At 68.3% G+C, this 13,911-nt stretch carries 18 protein-coding genes; 3 read left to right on the forward strand and 15 right to left on the reverse strand.

The features are described from left to right. Positions 1–2: 2 nt before the first annotated feature. From bufB to J2X21_RS08210, 3 genes are read left to right on the forward strand one after another with little or no spacing between them, the layout of a single operon-like run. Entirely contained in the window at positions 3–836 is an 834-nt protein-coding gene (gene bufB / locus J2X21_RS08200; RefSeq protein WP_310327091.1) for an MNIO family bufferin maturase, read from the forward strand. Continuing rightward, positions 833–1,537, forward strand: coding sequence for a DNA-binding domain-containing protein (locus J2X21_RS08205; RefSeq protein WP_310327094.1), 705 nt, complete (start codon positions 833–835; stop codon positions 1,535–1,537). The genes bufB and J2X21_RS08205 overlap by 4 nt, the downstream gene beginning before the upstream one ends. Continuing rightward, positions 1,534–2,022, forward strand: coding sequence for a DoxX family protein (locus tag J2X21_RS08210; RefSeq protein WP_310327098.1), 489 nt, complete (start codon positions 1,534–1,536; stop codon positions 2,020–2,022). Before J2X21_RS08205 ends, J2X21_RS08210 begins: the two co-directional genes overlap by 4 nt. On the opposite strand, the gene tolA is transcribed toward J2X21_RS08210, so the two are convergent. From tolA to J2X21_RS08285, 15 genes are all read right to left on the reverse strand, one after another. Then, on the reverse strand, positions 2,006–2,851 hold the full coding sequence (tolA, locus tag J2X21_RS08215; protein ID WP_310327100.1) for a cell envelope integrity protein TolA: 846 nt from the start codon (positions 2,849–2,851) through the stop codon (positions 2,006–2,008). The genes J2X21_RS08210 and tolA overlap by 17 nt on opposite strands. Continuing rightward, a complete protein-coding gene (gene tolR / locus J2X21_RS08220; protein ID WP_310327103.1) occupies positions 2,851–3,288 on the reverse strand; it encodes a protein TolR in 438 nt (145 codons plus the stop codon). The genes tolA and tolR overlap by 1 nt, the downstream gene beginning before the upstream one ends. 81 nt (positions 3,289–3,369) lie before the next feature. Continuing rightward, the gene (gene tolQ / locus J2X21_RS08225) at positions 3,370–4,044 is read right to left on the reverse strand and encodes a protein TolQ (protein WP_310327106.1); all 675 of its coding nucleotides are present in this window, start codon (positions 4,042–4,044) and stop codon (positions 3,370–3,372) included. Then, complete coding sequence (gene ybgC, locus J2X21_RS08230; RefSeq protein WP_310327109.1) at positions 4,041–4,436, reverse strand: tol-pal system-associated acyl-CoA thioesterase; 396 nt, start codon at positions 4,434–4,436, stop codon at positions 4,041–4,043. The genes tolQ and ybgC overlap by 4 nt, the downstream gene beginning before the upstream one ends. Next, positions 4,433–5,611: a pyridoxal phosphate-dependent aminotransferase gene (locus tag J2X21_RS08235; protein WP_310327111.1), complete on the reverse strand. Its 1,179-nt coding sequence runs from the start codon at positions 5,609–5,611 to the stop codon at positions 4,433–4,435. The genes ybgC and J2X21_RS08235 overlap by 4 nt, the downstream gene beginning before the upstream one ends. A gap of 10 nt (positions 5,612–5,621) precedes the next feature. Continuing rightward, positions 5,622–6,113: a transcription antitermination factor NusB gene (gene nusB / locus J2X21_RS08240; protein WP_310327113.1), complete on the reverse strand. Its 492-nt coding sequence runs from the start codon at positions 6,111–6,113 to the stop codon at positions 5,622–5,624. Then, positions 6,110–6,583, reverse strand: a complete 474-nt coding sequence (gene ribH, locus J2X21_RS08245; RefSeq protein ID WP_310327116.1) for a 6,7-dimethyl-8-ribityllumazine synthase — start codon at positions 6,581–6,583, stop codon at positions 6,110–6,112. The genes nusB and ribH overlap by 4 nt, the downstream gene beginning before the upstream one ends. 16 nt (positions 6,584–6,599) lie before the next feature. Further along, positions 6,600–7,697, reverse strand: a complete 1,098-nt coding sequence (gene ribBA, locus J2X21_RS08250; RefSeq protein WP_310327119.1) for a bifunctional 3,4-dihydroxy-2-butanone-4-phosphate synthase/GTP cyclohydrolase II — start codon at positions 7,695–7,697, stop codon at positions 6,600–6,602. Positions 7,698–7,721: 24 nt separating this feature from the next. Next, positions 7,722–8,753, reverse strand: coding sequence for a bifunctional diaminohydroxyphosphoribosylaminopyrimidine deaminase/5-amino-6-(5-phosphoribosylamino)uracil reductase RibD (gene ribD, locus J2X21_RS08255; RefSeq protein WP_310327121.1), 1,032 nt, complete (start codon positions 8,751–8,753; stop codon positions 7,722–7,724). 9 nt (positions 8,754–8,762) lie between these two features. Next, positions 8,763–10,112, reverse strand: coding sequence for a prepilin-type N-terminal cleavage/methylation domain-containing protein (locus J2X21_RS08260; RefSeq protein ID WP_310327123.1), 1,350 nt, complete (start codon positions 10,110–10,112; stop codon positions 8,763–8,765). Further along, a complete protein-coding gene (locus tag J2X21_RS08265; RefSeq protein ID WP_310327125.1) occupies positions 10,109–11,389 on the reverse strand; it encodes a pilus assembly PilX family protein in 1,281 nt (426 codons plus the stop codon). The genes J2X21_RS08260 and J2X21_RS08265 overlap by 4 nt, the downstream gene beginning before the upstream one ends. Beyond that, a complete protein-coding gene (locus J2X21_RS08270) occupies positions 11,386–12,147 on the reverse strand; it encodes a PilW family protein (protein ID WP_310327129.1) in 762 nt (253 codons plus the stop codon). Before J2X21_RS08270 ends, J2X21_RS08265 begins: the two co-directional genes overlap by 4 nt. Then, the gene (locus J2X21_RS08275; RefSeq protein WP_310327132.1) at positions 12,141–12,716 is read right to left on the reverse strand and encodes a pilus assembly FimT family protein; all 576 of its coding nucleotides are present in this window, start codon (positions 12,714–12,716) and stop codon (positions 12,141–12,143) included. Before J2X21_RS08275 ends, J2X21_RS08270 begins: the two co-directional genes overlap by 7 nt. 5 nt (positions 12,717–12,721) lie before the next feature. Continuing rightward, positions 12,722–13,180, reverse strand: coding sequence for a type IV pilin protein (locus J2X21_RS08280; RefSeq protein ID WP_310327134.1), 459 nt, complete (start codon positions 13,178–13,180; stop codon positions 12,722–12,724). A 99-nt stretch (positions 13,181–13,279) separates the two neighbouring features. Continuing rightward, a complete protein-coding gene (locus J2X21_RS08285; protein ID WP_310327136.1) occupies positions 13,280–13,831 on the reverse strand; it encodes a GspH/FimT family pseudopilin in 552 nt (183 codons plus the stop codon). Between the last annotated feature and the right edge of the window lie 80 nt (positions 13,832–13,911).

Consider the following 13,911-nt stretch of genomic DNA (forward strand, 5'->3'; position numbering starts at 1 on the left):
CGATGGCGCCAGCCCCTGTCGTCGGCATCGGCTGGCGCCATGCGCATTACGAAGCCCTGCTGGAGCGCAAGCCCAAGCTGGGCTTCATCGAGGTCCACTCCGAGAACTTCTTCGCCGACGGCGGCATTACGCTGGCAGTGCTGGAGGCAGGCCGCGAGGCCTATGAGCTGAGCCTGCACGGCGTGGGCCTGGCGCTGGGCTCGGCAGCCGGGCTCGATGCGGGTCATCTGGACAAGCTGGCCCGCCTGGTCGGGCGCATGCAGCCGCGCTGGGTGTCCGACCATGCCTGCTTCGCCCGCGTGGGCTCGGGCCTGCATGCGGCGGACCTGCTGCCCATTCCATTCAACGAAGAATCGCTGGCGCTGTTGTGCCGGCATGTGGAGCAGGTGCAGCAGCGCCTGGGCCGCACCATGCTGGTCGAGAACATCAGCGCCTATGCCGGCTGGGCCACCGATACGCTGGCCGAGCCCGAGTTCTTCAACGAACTGACACGGCGCAGCGGCTGCGGCCTGTTGCTGGACGTGAACAACCTGGTCGTCAACGCGCGCAACGCGGGCCATGCGCCCGACGCCGCGGCGCGCGAGGCCATGCGCTGGGTCGATGCGATTCGGCCCGGCAGCGTCGGCGAGATGCACGTGGCCGGCCACTGCGAGCAGGACGATGGCCTGGTCATCGACGACCACGGCAGCCGCGTGCGCGACGAGGTCTGGCAGGTCTACACCCATGCCATCGCCCGCTTCGGGCCTGTGCCCACGCTGGTGGAATGGGACACGGCCGTGCCCGGGTTGGACGTGCTGCTGGCCGAGGCCGACCGTGCGCGGGCGCTGCTGCGATGAAAGCGCAGCAGCAGGCCTTTGTCGACGCGTTGCTCGGCCGCGCTGATGCGCCGTCCGAGCTGACCGGCGGCGAGCGCGGCTTGGCGGCCTACTGCAACAATCAACGCGCGCTGTCGGCGCAAGCGTTGGCCGTGCCGTTCACGCGCGTGCTTGAGGCGCTGGGCGAGGACGAGTTCGCAGCGATGGCCTGGAGCTTCTGGCGCGCGCATCCGCCCGTGTCGGGCGACCTGGGCGAATGGGGCGGGGCGCTGGCCGCGTTCCTGGCCGAGCGTGCCGGCGAAGACTCGGGCTTGCCGGACCTCGCAAGGCTGGACTGGGCGCTGCACTGCGCCGAGCGCGCGGCGGACGCCGAGCTGGACGCCGCATCGCTGAGCCTGCTGGGCACCGCGGCGCCTGAAGACCTGCGGCTGCAGCTCAGGCCCGGCGTGGCGCTGCTGGCACTGCGCGAGGGCGCCGTGCTGGTGTGGCGCGAAGGCTGGCGCGGCCGGTCGCAGGCACTGGACGCGCCGGCCGCGGCCTTCGCGCGGGCGGTGCTGGACGGCAAGAACCTGGCTGGCGCGCTGGAAACCGCGGCCGCGGTGAAAGGTTTGGCGCCCACGGCCGACTTTGACTTCGGCGCCTGGCTGCAAGCCGCGCTGCAGAACGCCTGGTTGCAAGCGGTCAGGCCTGCATCCCCTCCGCATGGAATGCCGACATCATGAAAACACTCGTCACGCTGGCGCTGCGCGCCTTCACCGATCCCGGTCTGACACCCACGCGGCTGCCCGCGCCGCTGGACACGGCCACCAGCCACCTGCAGTCGCTGGCACTGCTGGCCGCACGGCTGTATGTGGCGCAGGTGTTCTTCCTGTCGGGCCTGACCAAGCTGCGTGACTGGTCGTCGACGCTGGCCTTGTTCAACGACATCTACCAGGTGCCGCTGCTGCCGCCCGCGCTGGCGGCCCACATGGGCACGGCCGGCGAACTGGTGCTGCCCGTGCTGCTGGTGCTGGGGCTGGCCGGCCGCTTCGCCGGCGCCGGCCTGTTCGTCGTGAACCTGATGGCCGTGCTGTCGCTGAGCGCCGATGACCTGTCACCGGCCGCGCAGGCGCAGCACGCGCTGTGGGGCGTACTGGCGTTGGCGGTGGTGCTGTGGGGCGCGGGCCGCTGGTCGGTGGACCGCTGGCTCGCTACTCGCGCGGCTTGAAGCTCATCACGATGACGGGCGGTACGCGGCCGTCCACATCGCGCGGCAGGCGCTCGGCCTTCTCGATGGCGCGCAGCACCGCGCGGTCCCAGTCGGCGTCGGGGCTGGCCTTCAACACCTTGGTGCCCAGGATGAGGCCGTCCGGGCTCAGCGTGACCTGCACCTCGGCGGTCGGGTTGGCCGCGCTGTCTTCCGAGTAGATGATCAGCGGTCGGATCTTGGCCTTGATGCGGCCCGCGTAACCGGCGGACGGCGCGGCGTTCTGCAGCGCGTTGCCGCTGGAACCCGGCGCACCGGTGGCACCGGCCAGCCCCTGGATGCGGCGCAACTGTTCCTGGCGCATGGCCTCGCGGCGGGCGTCGGCTTCCTTGGTTTCCTTGGTTTCCTTGGCCTCTTTGGCGTCCTTCGCGGCCTTGTCCTTGGCTGCTTTTTCCTTGGCGGCCTTGTCGGCCTTTTCCTTCTCGGCCTTGTCCTTGGCCGCCTTGGCCTCGCGCTCCTGCTTGGCCTTTTCTTCCTTGCGCTTCTTCTCTTTCGCGATGGCGATCTCGGCCTCGCGCTGCTGCGCGGCCTCTTCCTCGGCGGCGCGCTGCTGGGCCTTGGGATCCGGGCGCGGTGCCTCGGGTTCGGGCTCCGGCGGCGCTTCCTCGCGCGGCGCGGCCACCTGCGGCACGGACGACCACAGCTCGGCCTCGAAGGCCGGCGACGAATCGCTGCGCCAGCTGACGCCGTAGCTCAGCGCCAGCACCAGCAGCCCATGGGCCACCAGCGCGAACGAGAAGCCGCGGCCGATGCCGGCGGCTTCGGGAGGACGCAGGGTCGCAGTGCTCATCAGTTGCTGGAGGCGCCGCTCTTCACGGCCAGGCCCACGCGCTGCACGCCGGCGCGCTGCAGCGTGTCCATGACCTGCACGACGGCTTCGTACTTGACGTTCTTGTCGGCGGAGATGACGACCGGGTTGTTCGCGTCCTTGCCCTGCGCCTTCTTCACGCGCTCGGCCAGGCGGTTCACCGGGATGCTCTCGGGCTCCAGCTGGTCAACCTTGATCTTCAGCTTCTCGTCGGTACCGACGATGACCTGGATGACATGCTCGGGCTGCTGCTTGCTCTTGCCCACGCTGGGCAGGTCCACGACACCGGTCGTGATCAGCGGCGCGCTGACCATGAAGATGATGAGCAGCACCAGCATGACGTCGATGAACGGGACCATGTTGATCTCGTTCATCGTGCGGCGACGGCGGCCGCCGCCGCGGGCGTTGACGGCGGCCATCAGTGCCGCCCTGCCGCCCGAAGGCGCTGATGCGCCCCCCTGGGGGGCAGCGAATGAAGTGGGCGTGGGGGCATCATGACCTCAGTGTTGGGTCGCGTTGCGTTGCAGGATGTTGGAGAACTCCTCGATGAAGGTCTCCAGAGTGATCGCGCTGCGGTCGATCTGGCGCGCGAAGCGGTTGTAGGCCAGCACGGCGGGGATGGCGGCGAACAGGCCGATGGCCGTCGCGACCAGCGCCTCGGCGATGCCGGGGGCCACGGTGGCCAGCGTCACCTGCTGCAGGTTGGACAGGCCCACGAAGGCGTGCATGATCCCCCAGATGGTGCCGAACAGGCCCACGTACGGCGACACCGAGCCGACCGACGCGAGGAAGGACAGGTTGCTTTCCATCGCGTCCAGCTCGCGCTGGAAGCTGGCGCGCATCGCGCGGCGGGCGGCATCCAGCAGCGCGCCGGCATCGGTCACGCGCTTCTCGCGCAGCTTCAGGAACTCGCGCATACCGGACGCGAAGATACGTTCCAGCGGCGCGCCGTCGGTACGGTTGCCGACCGACTGATAGAGGTCGTTCAAGTTCTTGCCGCTCCAGAACTCGGCCTCGAAGGCGTCGTTGCGGCGCTTGATCTGCGACAGGCCGATGAGCTTGCCGAAGATGACGCTCCAGCTGGCCAGCGACACCAGCAGCAAGCCGGCGATGACGAGCTGCACCGCGAAGCTGGCGTGCAGGATCAGGGAGACGATGGACAGGTCTTGGTTCATGGGGCGATGGCCTGGATCACGGCTTCGGGCAGGCGTTGGGGTTTCAGGTCGTCGGCGCGCACGCAGCCGATGCGGATCTCGCCTTCGGCCAGCAGCGTGTCGCCGCGCAGCGCGCGCTGGCGCACGACGAGGCTGGCGCGACCGGCGGGTTCAGGCTCGACGGTGATGGTCAATAGGTCATCGAGCCGCGCGGGCGCCAGATAGCGCAGGCTGGTCTCGGCGACGACGAACATGGCACCGGTGTCCTCGCGCAGCTGATGCTGCTCGACGCCGGCCGCGCGCAGCCACTCGGTGCGGGCGCGTTCGAAGAACTTCAGGTAGTTGGCGTAGAACACGATGCCGCCGGCGTCGGTGTCTTCCCAATAGACGCGCACGGGCCACTCGAACGTCATGCCAGCACCTCGCGCAGGCGGGCGACGGCTTCCTGCAGGTCTTCCATCGACGATGCGAACGACAGCCGCATCCAGCGCTGCGGGTCCGTGGCGCCGAAGTCGCGGCCCGGTGTCAGCGCGACCTGCGCACGCTCAAGCAGCTCATGCGCAAAGGCCCAGCTGTCGCTGCGGTGGCGGCTGATGTCCATCCACGCGTAGAACGCGCCGTCGGGCGGCACGGGCACTGTCAGGCCCAGGTCGTTCAAGGCGGCGACGACGTAGTCGCGGCGCTCGCGCAGCAGCGTGCGGCGGCGCTCGAACTCGGCGATGGAGGCGGGCTCGAAGGCCGCCAGTGCCGCCATCTGCGACAGCGTGGGCGGGCAGATGTAGAGGTTCTGCGCCAGTCGCTCGATGGCGGGCACCAGGGCAGGGGGCAGCACCAGCCAGCCCAGCCGCCAGCCGGTCATGCCGAAATACTTGGAGAAGCTGTTCACCGAGACGATGTCGTCGCCCAACGCCAGCGCCGTGTGGCCGAAGTGCTCCTCGTAGCTCAGCGGCAGGTAGATCTCGTCGACCACCGTGACGCCACTGCGCTCGCGCACGAAGCCGGCAATGTCCGCCAGCACCTCGGGGGCGATGGACGTGCCGGTGGGGTTGCTGGGCGAGGCCAGCAGCACGCCGCGTGTGGCGGGCGTCCAGGCCTCGCGCACCTGCGCGGCGCCGAGCTGGAAGCGCTCGGCGGCGCCGGTGGGCAGCAGGCGCGCCGTGGCGTCGGCCGCCGCGACGAAATGGCGATTGCACGGATAGCAGGGGTCCGGCATCAGCACCTCGTCGCCGCGCTCGAACAGCGCGAGGCAGGCGAGCTGCAGGCCGGCGGACGCACCGGCCGTGATGACGATGCGCTCGGGCGCGATGGCCAGGCCGAAGCGTTGCGTGTACCAACCCGAGATGGCCTCGCGCAGTGCCGGCAGCCCCAGCGCATCGGTGTAGGGCGTGGGGCCTTGCGCGATGCGGGCGATGGCGTCGCGCACGGCGGGCGCCGCGCCGAAATCTGGCTCGCCGACATTGAGGCGGATCATGCGCCGGCCGCCCTGGGTGGGGTCGCACGAAGGCCCGGCCGCGACCTGCGCCGCGGCCTTGGCCAGTTCCATCACGTAGAAGGGCTCGATGCGGTCGAGCCGTGCGGCCAGCTTCATCGGCCCTGCGTCAACGCTTGGCAGCGAGTTCGAGGGGGCGAAGGTCGACGGCCGCCTTGTCCAGCACGCCGTTGACGTACTTGTGGCCATCAGTGCCACCGAAGGACTTGGCCAGCTCGACCGCCTCGTTGATGGCGACCTTGTACGGGATGTCGAGGCAGTGCTTCAGCTCGTACGCGCCGATCATCAGGATGGCGTGCTCGATGGGCGACAGCTCGGTGGTCTTGCGGTCCACATGGCGGGCGAGGATGACGTCCAGGTCGGCGGCCTCGTGCACGCAGCCGCCCAGCAGCGCCTCGTAGTGCTTCAGGTCCAGCTTGGCATAGCCTTCCTGCTCGCGGCCCAGCGCGACGATGGCACCGATGTCCTCGCCCGTCAGCAGCCATTGGTAGAGCCCTTGCAGCGCGGCTTCGCGCGAGCGGCGGCGCGCCGACTTGACGGGCGCCTTCTTGCCGGCGGGCTTGGTGGCCGTCTTGGAGGCGGTCTTTTGCGGTGCGTTCACTCGATCTCTTTCAGCAGGTTGGCCATCTCGACAGCCACGCGGGCGGCGTCGCGGCCTTTGGGCTCGGCTCGCGCCCAGGCCTGGGCTTCGTTCTCGACGGTCAGGATGGCGTTGGCGATCGGGATGCCATGGTCCAGCCCGACGCGGGTGACGGCCGAGCCGCTCTCGTTGGCGACCAGCTCGAAGTGATAGGTCTCGCCGCGGATGATGCAGCCCAGCGCGATCAGCGCGTCGTAGTCGTTGCTTTCTGCCAGGGCCTGCAGCGCCAGCGGCACTTCCAGCGCGCCGGGCACGGTCACGTGGCGTATGGCTTCGGCCGGCACGCCCAGCACCGACAGCTCGGCCAGGCAGGCGCTGGCCAAGGCTGACGTGAGCGCATCGTTGAAGCGCGCCTGGACGATGGCGACCGTCAGCTCGCTGCCGTCGAGGGCGCCTTCGAAGCCGGGCTGGCCTTGTTCGGAATCTTGCATCGCGGGCCTTTCGGGATCAGCAGTTGGGAGGAGCCAGGAAGCCGGTGACCTCCAGGCCATAGCCGGTCATGCTGGGCATGCGGCGCGGGCTGCCCAGCAGCTTCATGCGGTGCACGCCCAGCGCCTTCAGGATCTGGGCGCCAACACCGTAAGTGCGCAGGTCCATCGCACCCTTGACCGGCGCGGCGGCCTTGTCGGCCTGCACGCGCGCGAGCACGCCGGCGGCGTCCTCGCCGCAGTTCAGCAGCACGGCCACGCCGCCGGAGCTGGCCTTCAGCGCGGCCAGCGCGGCGGGCAGGCCCCAGGAGTGACCGCAGGAGCCGGCTTCCAGCAGGTCCATGACCGACAGCGGCTCGTGCACGCGCACCAGCACCTCGTCGTCGACCGTCCACTGGCCATGGCTCAGCGCCAGATGCGTGCCGCCGGTGCGGTCGGTGAAGACCTGGCAGGCGAACTCGCCCTGGGCCGTGTTCAGGCGGCGCTCGGCAACGCGCTGGATCAGGCTTTCGTTGCGGCTGCGGTATTCGATGAGATCGGCGATGGTGCCGATCTTCAGGCCGTGCTCGGCGGCAAAGATCTCCAGGTCGGGCAGCCGGGCCATGGTGCCGTCGTCCTTCATGATCTCGCAGATCACCGACGTGGCCGACAGGCCGGCCATGCGGGCGAGGTCGCAGCCGGCCTCGGTATGGCCGGCGCGCATCAGCACGCCGCCGTCCTGCGCCTGCAACGGGAAGATGTGGCCGGGCTGGACCAGGTCGCTGGCCTTGGCGCCGGGCGCCACGGCGGCCTGCACGGTGCGGGCGCGGTCGGCGGCGGAGATGCCGGTCGTCACGCCGGTGGCGGCCTCGATGGACACGGTGAACGCCGTGCCATGCTGCGTGCCGTTGCGCCGCGTCATGGGCGGCAGCTGCAGGCGCTCGCAATGCTCGCGCGGCAGCGTCAGGCAGATCAGGCCGCGGCCATGCTTGGCCATGAAGTTGATGGACTCGGGCGTGACGAGGTCGGCGGCGAGCACGAGGTCGCCTTCGTTCTCGCGGTCTTCCTCGTCAACCAGGATGACCATGCGGCCGGCCGCCAGCTCGGCAACCAGCTCGGGGATGGGGGAGATGGGCATAGCCGGCGATTGTAGGTGGCGACCCTAGGTTGGCCGCAGGCGAAGTCGCAGATCTTGGCCAACGGGTGTGGCTTCCACGAGGCGCCAGCGCGAGGCCAGGTCCAGGCCGGCCAGTGGTTGCAGCGCGGCCAGCGGGCGTCCCTCGCCGATCAGCAGCGGCGCCTGGTAGATCAGCAGCTCGTCCACGAGGCCGGCGTCCAGGAAGGCGCCGGACAACGTGGGGCCAGCCTCCACATGCAACTCGTTGATGCCTTGCGCGCCCAGCCCGGCCAGCAGGGCCGGCAGGTCGGCGCGGCCGGGGCCGATGACGCGGGTCTCGCCCGGCGGCTGCAGCATGCGCGCGCCGGGCGGCATGCGGCCGTGCGGGTCCAGCACCACGCGCAGCGGTTGCCTGGCGGTGGGCACCAGGCGCACATCCATGCGCGGGTCGTCCGCAAGCACGGTGCCAATACCCGTCAGCACGGCGCCGGCACGGCGTCGCCAGACGTGGCCGTCGGCACGCGCCGCTTCACCGGTGATCCATTGGCTGCGGCCGTCGGGCAGGGCGGTACGGCCGTCCAGCGAGATGGCCGACTTCAGCCGCACGAAGGGGCGCCCCCGCTGCATGCGCGAGAAGAAGCCGATGTTCAGTTCGCGCGAGGCTGCGGCGCTGTCGGCGTCCGCCAGCTGAACCTCGACACCGGCCGCACGCAGCCGGTCAATGCCCTGGCCCGCGACTTGAGGGTTGGGGTCTTCAACGGCCACGACCACCCGGGCCACGCCGGCCTGGATCAATGCGTCGCAGCATGGAGGCGTGCGGCCGTGATGGCTGCAGGGCTCCAGCGTGACGATGGCGGTTGCGCCGCGCACGTCGTGGCCCTGGGCCGCGGCGTCGCGCAAGGCCATCACTTCGGCGTGGGCCTGGCCGGCGGCCTGCGTGTGGCCCATGCCGAGAGGGCGACCGTCGGCCGCCAGCAGCACGCAGCCCACGCGTGGATTGGGGTCGGTCAAGCCCACGGCCCGTTCGGCCAGTTGCAAGGCCTGGCGCAGCGCCGCTTGGATATCGGGGGACAGCATGCGCCCAGTCTAGGGGCTGGGCTGGAGCTGCTTGGTGCTGAAGTCGACGAAGATGCCGCGAGCCGGTTCCACCGCAGGCGCGGTGGGGCAGGTGCTGGTGCCCTTCACGACGAGGAAGTTCTGCCGTGCCAGCGAGCCGGTCACGCCGACATAGACCTCGGGGTGCTCGAAGTTGTCATAGGCCACCGTGGCGCTGACGTAGGGGCTGCGATTGCCGTTGTAGTCGGCGGTGTAGCGGCAAACGCGGTACTCGGTTGCCAGCATGCCGATGCTGAAACCCACGGGCACCACCGTGAGCTTGCCGGACCAGATGCGTGGCGAAGTGTCGGTGGGATAGACGATGCAGTCGTAGTTGACGAACTGCTGGATGATGAGCGGGGACGTCGGCGCGTTGTCGAAGCACTCGTGGCTGGGGGCCGTCGCCGTCAGCTCCTTCATGATGTAGTCGCCGGCTGCATCCTTGCGCGGCCTGCCAAGGGTGTCCGTATCTGGCGTCAGGTAGTTGGACGAGACGATGGCCATGTCCAGATTGATGGCGTTCGCTTCCGGCAGCGTCGGATTGGCGGGCGTCGTGTTCGAAAAACGCACCGTGCCGCTGAGCAGATAGCCCACGGTGTTGTTCTTGCAGCTCTCGACATCGACGGCCGTCAGGCTGGTGACCGGCGTGCTCGGATCGATGGTGCACTTGCCGGTGATCACGCCAGTGACGTTGTTGAAGACCCAGACCATGCCGCTGAGGGTGCTGGGTCTGTGGGCGCTCATGTTGTGGCCCAGGTCCTTGGCCGCCGTCGGAATGGTCGGGTGGCGGCCGCCGGGCTGGCGCGTGCCGCCCGGCGGAGGCGTGAAGCCCACGGCGCCGGAAAAGGCGGGTTCAACGCGCGCGATCACGGTACTCAAGGCGACGCTCTGGCGTGTGTCCTCGGCCTCCGCGCCCTTGCGGCCGCCCCGGTCTTCCCAGGTGACCGTCACGTGAACGGTGCGGGCGCCGGGCTCGGAGGCCGCATCTAACGGGGCGACTGCGCGTGTCAGCGTGTAGGTGGTGTTGGAATCGTCCGGCGTCACGGATCGCGATTCGGCGCTGACGATATGGGTCTCGTAATCAATGACGCCCGATGCCGCATCGGACGCTTTCGCCACGACGGAGAACGCCCGCAGCGTCGCCATCTCGGCCTGGGCCAGTCGCATGGCCTCGCTGCGCTGCTTGCCGAGGTCACCGCTGCGACGCAGATTGCCCATCAATTCGACCAGGGCAACCATGCCGAAGCCCATGATCATCAGCGCGACCAGCGCCTCGATCAGCGTGACGCCCAGCTGCCGCCTCTGAAGGCGGGGGCGAGAGGAGGTGTATTGCTTGTTCACCTGTTGCTGTCCGTCCAGCCACCGGGCACGCGGACAAAGCTGCCGACCCGGTTGCGCAACTGATCCACGACCTGCGTCTGGTAGTAGATGTCCATCAGGCCGTTCGTCGTCACATCGCCGTCGGCCAACACGATGCCGTTGACGAGGGACGTGACGCCGCTGGTGTTGGTCCAGTCCAGATTGCCCCGGCTGACCAGCATGCCGCTGAATTGGAAGGGGCCGTTCAGCGTCACCGCGCCATCGGCCACGACAACGATGGGGTCGGTGGGGGAACCCAGCACCTTGTTGCTGCTGATGGTCATCGGACCCTCGACCCACATGATGCGGACGCCGGCCTTGTAGGCATCTTCCAGCGCCGTGGCGCAGTCGCCGCCGCAGGTCACGACCCGCAGGGACGGATGCTGCCGATAGCGCTCCGCCTTGGCGCCCATGAACATCCTGAACACGTCAGCGCCCGCTGCGGTCAAATGGCCGTCGCGTTCGATCTGGGCTGCTACGGCTGCCGTACCGGGCACGCTCTGCATCCGGGTCTCCTGCAGGCCCGTCAGGACGCCGCCTGCCGTCACCAGCATGCCGGCCGAGCCGGGCGAGGTGTTGTGCAGACCCAGCCCGTCGGCCCCCGTGGCCGTGACATCGCCCGTGGCCACCAGTGGCGCCGCAGGCGGTGAGCGCACCGCGCTGACCAGCGCGATGTGAGCATCCTGGCGGCTCACGGCTTGGTAGCGATTGGCGTTGTTCGATGCATCGTTGCAATCATCGACAACGCTGGATGTGCAGCCGAAACCCGAGACCATCACCGTTCCCGAGCGGTTCTCGACGGAAATCTGGATGCCAAAACTGGGCGCCAGCTCGGCACTCGCGATAGCAGCCGGTGCGACGCGAGCCTCCAATGCGGGGCAGCGGCAGATCCAGCCCGTGGTCGTACGGGTGCAGTCGGCCGCGATGGAGGTGCTTTCCGAGTTCTGCTTGATGCCTCTGTCCTCGGCCGAGATCTTCAGATAGCGGTCGACGAATCGCTGTCCACCGGTGCTGACTGGCTTGCAACTGCCATCAACGGCCGTGCCGTTGAGCATGGTCACGGTCCACTCCAATGCCGCTTCGGACATCTCCTGGGCCATGCTGGCACGGTAGTAGCTGTTGGCGATGCGCTGCTCGAACAAGATGCCACGGTTGGCGTAGGCGGCCAGCAGGGCCATGACTAGGAACAGCATCATGACCACCACCAGCGTGGCCGCGCCATACTGGCGCTTCAGGCGGGCGTGAAGATGGGCTTTCATGCTGCTGGCACCACCGGCAGTACTGGGCACGCCCCAGTGATGGCATCGGCGCGAATGCGCTCCGTGCCGCTCAACGTGCGGACGACGTTCGCGTCATGCTTGGCCCGACCGCGCACCAGGAAATCGACCTGACGGACCTGTTGCTTCGGGCAGCCGGCACCAGCGCAGTCGCTGTCGCAAAAGTCGGTCAGCGCAATGTCCTGGGTGTGCACCGTCATTTGGAACTGCGTGATCTCGACGGTCTCCGGATCGGTGATCGGTTGCCAGTTGGGTTTGTCCTCCTTGAGGCCCACCTTCAGGTACAGCGCCTTGGTGCGCTTGTCCCAGCGAATGCCAAAGAATTCGTTGTTCTTCGGCTCGGCTGCCAGCGTGTAGATGGCGCCGTCAGGTCTGGCGTAGCGATACTCCAGCGCGACCTCACCGTCGTTGTCGGTCTCGGTGACAACGGCATAGGGGCTGGCGCTCGCCGCTTGGGCCGGCACTTCCAGCGTGGTGCCCACACCGCTGGCGGGTCTCCACACGCCCAGCGCTGCATCACCGCGGAATCCGGCGCGCCGCAGGTCCTGCTGCATCAGGTCGGCTGCCACCCGCAGATCCTGCTGGACCTGCGTTTCCAGCATCAGCCGGCGATGCTCGTTGATCTGGTTGACGGCCACCATGGAGGCACCGGCGGCCACGATGAGGCCCACGGTGATGCCCACCATCAACTCGACAAGCCCCAGGCCGCGCTGGGCAGATCTGACGACGGGCTTCAGCATGTGGGGAACCCGTTGATGCTGCCATCGGGCGTGCAGGTCCGCACCCGGTTGGCAGCATTGATCTCCACCTTCAGCTTGGCGCCGGTGCGCTTGCCGGTGACATTCACTTCCACGTCCGAGACATCGGTGGCGTGGTAGTTGCGGGAAATGGTGAACTGCCCGTCTTTGTCCGGTGCCCATCTGCCCGAAGCCGCGAAGCTGACGCCCTGCGAGTCCTGCACCTGGAACCAACGGAGCACCTGGATGGTGGAACGCCCACACATGCTGCCGGGCTCCCGATAGCACTTGCAGAAGTCCGACACGTTGTGCAGGTTGACGGAAACACAGCTCACCGGGGTGCCGGTGTCTTTCTCGAGGTGCACCGTAACTCTGTCGCCGCTGATGTTCGCTTGCGACTTCGCGAAGTTGAAGACATTGGCGACTTCAAGCCCAACCGCCACCACCCGGCGTCGCTCCAGCAGATCCAGCATAGACGGCACGGCGACCGCCAGCAGCACGCCGAGGACGGTCAGGCCGATCATGACCTCTACGAGGCCCAGGCCTCGCGACGCGATGCGGATCGGGTTCATCGGGCTCATTTGGGCCAGCAATACGAGGACGTCGAACTATCGGCGCTGTCTTTGGCGATGTAGCTCACCGCGGCCGACTCGACACGAATGGCCAGCTTGACGCATTTGCTGTCATTGGCTTGTGGCGTGCCGGATTTGGCGGTCGCCATCACCTGGTAGCCGGTGACCAGGCTGGCAGGCGTACCGACGCCATCAATTCTGAACTCGTAGTAGTTCGTCAAAGGCGTGTCCGGGAATCCCAGTTCTGCCAATGACGACGCAAAGGCGCTTCGATTGCCGCGGTAGCGCTCCTGAGCTTGCGATACCGCCGTCAGGATCTTCATTGCATCGGCACGTCGGCTTCGCTCGATATGGGACGTGTAGGCCGGATAGGCCACGGCGGCCAGGATGCCTGCAATCACGACAACCACCATCAGCTCAATCAGGGTGAAACCGCGCGGCGACAGGTGGGCGGACGTTTGCATGGCGCGATTCTGAGCACCGCCCGGCAAAGACCTGTAACAACCTCCACCGTTCATCCCCCCAGCTTCGCCGCTGGTCGGCATCCACCACGAATGAGGGGCTCAGGCGCAGCGGGAGAGGCCGGCCATCTTGGCGCCGACGGCGCAGCTGCGCACGCGGCCTGTGATCGCCACGACCTGGCGAACCGCAGCGCCACCCTTCAGGGCAAGTTCGATGCTGCCGGTCTGGGTGACCAGGCCCTGGCGATGTTGGAACTGCAGGGTTTCGGCGTTGCTGCGCAGGGTCATCGGCAGGCCTTGCGGCAGCCAGACCGCCTTGACGACGCTGCTGTCAGCCGTCTTGCAGACCGGCAGGCCGCCGGCGCAGTCGCATGCGTCCTTGGCGCCCGTGTGAATGATGTAGCAGTTGTTGCCGCCTTTGGCGCTGATGCGGAAGAACACGGGGTCGGCGGTGCGAACCGCCTCGCTACGGGCCAGGCGCAGGTCGCTGCCCAGCGCCTCGGCGTTGGCGCGCAGGGCTTGCTCGTGGTGCATGCGGCTGAACGCCGGTACAGCCTGGCCGACCACGGCAGCGCAGACGCCCATTCCAACGCAAAGCTCGACCAGGGTGAAGCCCAGGCTGTGGCGGCGGGCGGTGGTGGCGGTGCGCTTCATGGTGCTGTCCTCGGTTCGTTGCGGATGAACGAACTCTAGGAAGCGGGCCGGGTGCCGTCTTTCCCTCCTAAGGCGGGACG

Origin of the sequence: Roseateles asaccharophilus, from assembly GCF_031458115.1 — a bacterium.
In the GTDB taxonomy this organism is placed as follows: Bacteria; Pseudomonadota; Gammaproteobacteria; order Burkholderiales; family Burkholderiaceae_C; genus Pelomonas; species Pelomonas asaccharophilus_A.

What these genes read in the sequence shown, in the direction of transcription:
- bufB (WP_310327091.1), top strand. Translation starts at nt 3, where the DNA reads ATGGCGCCAGCCCCTGTCGTCGGCATCGGCTGGCGCCATGCGCATTAC.
- J2X21_RS08205 (WP_310327094.1), top strand. Translation starts at nt 833, where the DNA reads ATGAAAGCGCAGCAGCAGGCCTTTGTCGACGCGTTGCTCGGCCGCGCT.
- J2X21_RS08210 (WP_310327098.1), top strand. Translation starts at nt 1,534, where the DNA reads ATGAAAACACTCGTCACGCTGGCGCTGCGCGCCTTCACCGATCCCGGT.
- tolA (WP_310327100.1), bottom strand. Translation starts at nt 2,851, where the DNA reads ATGAGCACTGCGACCCTGCGTCCTCCCGAAGCCGCCGGCATCGGCCGC.
- tolR (WP_310327103.1), bottom strand. Translation starts at nt 3,288, where the DNA reads ATGGCCGCCGTCAACGCCCGCGGCGGCGGCCGCCGTCGCCGCACGATG.
- tolQ (WP_310327106.1), bottom strand. Translation starts at nt 4,044, where the DNA reads ATGAACCAAGACCTGTCCATCGTCTCCCTGATCCTGCACGCCAGCTTC.
- ybgC (WP_310327109.1), bottom strand. Translation starts at nt 4,436, where the DNA reads ATGACGTTCGAGTGGCCCGTGCGCGTCTATTGGGAAGACACCGACGCC.
- J2X21_RS08235 (WP_310327111.1), bottom strand. Translation starts at nt 5,611, where the DNA reads ATGAAGCTGGCCGCACGGCTCGACCGCATCGAGCCCTTCTACGTGATG.
- ribH (WP_310327116.1), bottom strand. Translation starts at nt 6,583, where the DNA reads ATGCAAGATTCCGAACAAGGCCAGCCCGGCTTCGAAGGCGCCCTCGAC.
- ribBA (WP_310327119.1), bottom strand. Translation starts at nt 7,697, where the DNA reads ATGCCCATCTCCCCCATCCCCGAGCTGGTTGCCGAGCTGGCGGCCGGC.
- ribD (WP_310327121.1), bottom strand. Translation starts at nt 8,753, where the DNA reads ATGCTGTCCCCCGATATCCAAGCGGCGCTGCGCCAGGCCTTGCAACTG.
- J2X21_RS08265 (WP_310327125.1), bottom strand. Translation starts at nt 11,389, where the DNA reads ATGAAAGCCCATCTTCACGCCCGCCTGAAGCGCCAGTATGGCGCGGCC.
- J2X21_RS08270 (WP_310327129.1), bottom strand. Translation starts at nt 12,147, where the DNA reads ATGCTGAAGCCCGTCGTCAGATCTGCCCAGCGCGGCCTGGGGCTTGTC.
- J2X21_RS08275 (WP_310327132.1), bottom strand. Translation starts at nt 12,716, where the DNA reads ATGAACCCGATCCGCATCGCGTCGCGAGGCCTGGGCCTCGTAGAGGTC.
- J2X21_RS08280 (WP_310327134.1), bottom strand. Translation starts at nt 13,180, where the DNA reads ATGCAAACGTCCGCCCACCTGTCGCCGCGCGGTTTCACCCTGATTGAG.
- J2X21_RS08285 (WP_310327136.1), bottom strand. Translation starts at nt 13,831, where the DNA reads ATGAAGCGCACCGCCACCACCGCCCGCCGCCACAGCCTGGGCTTCACC.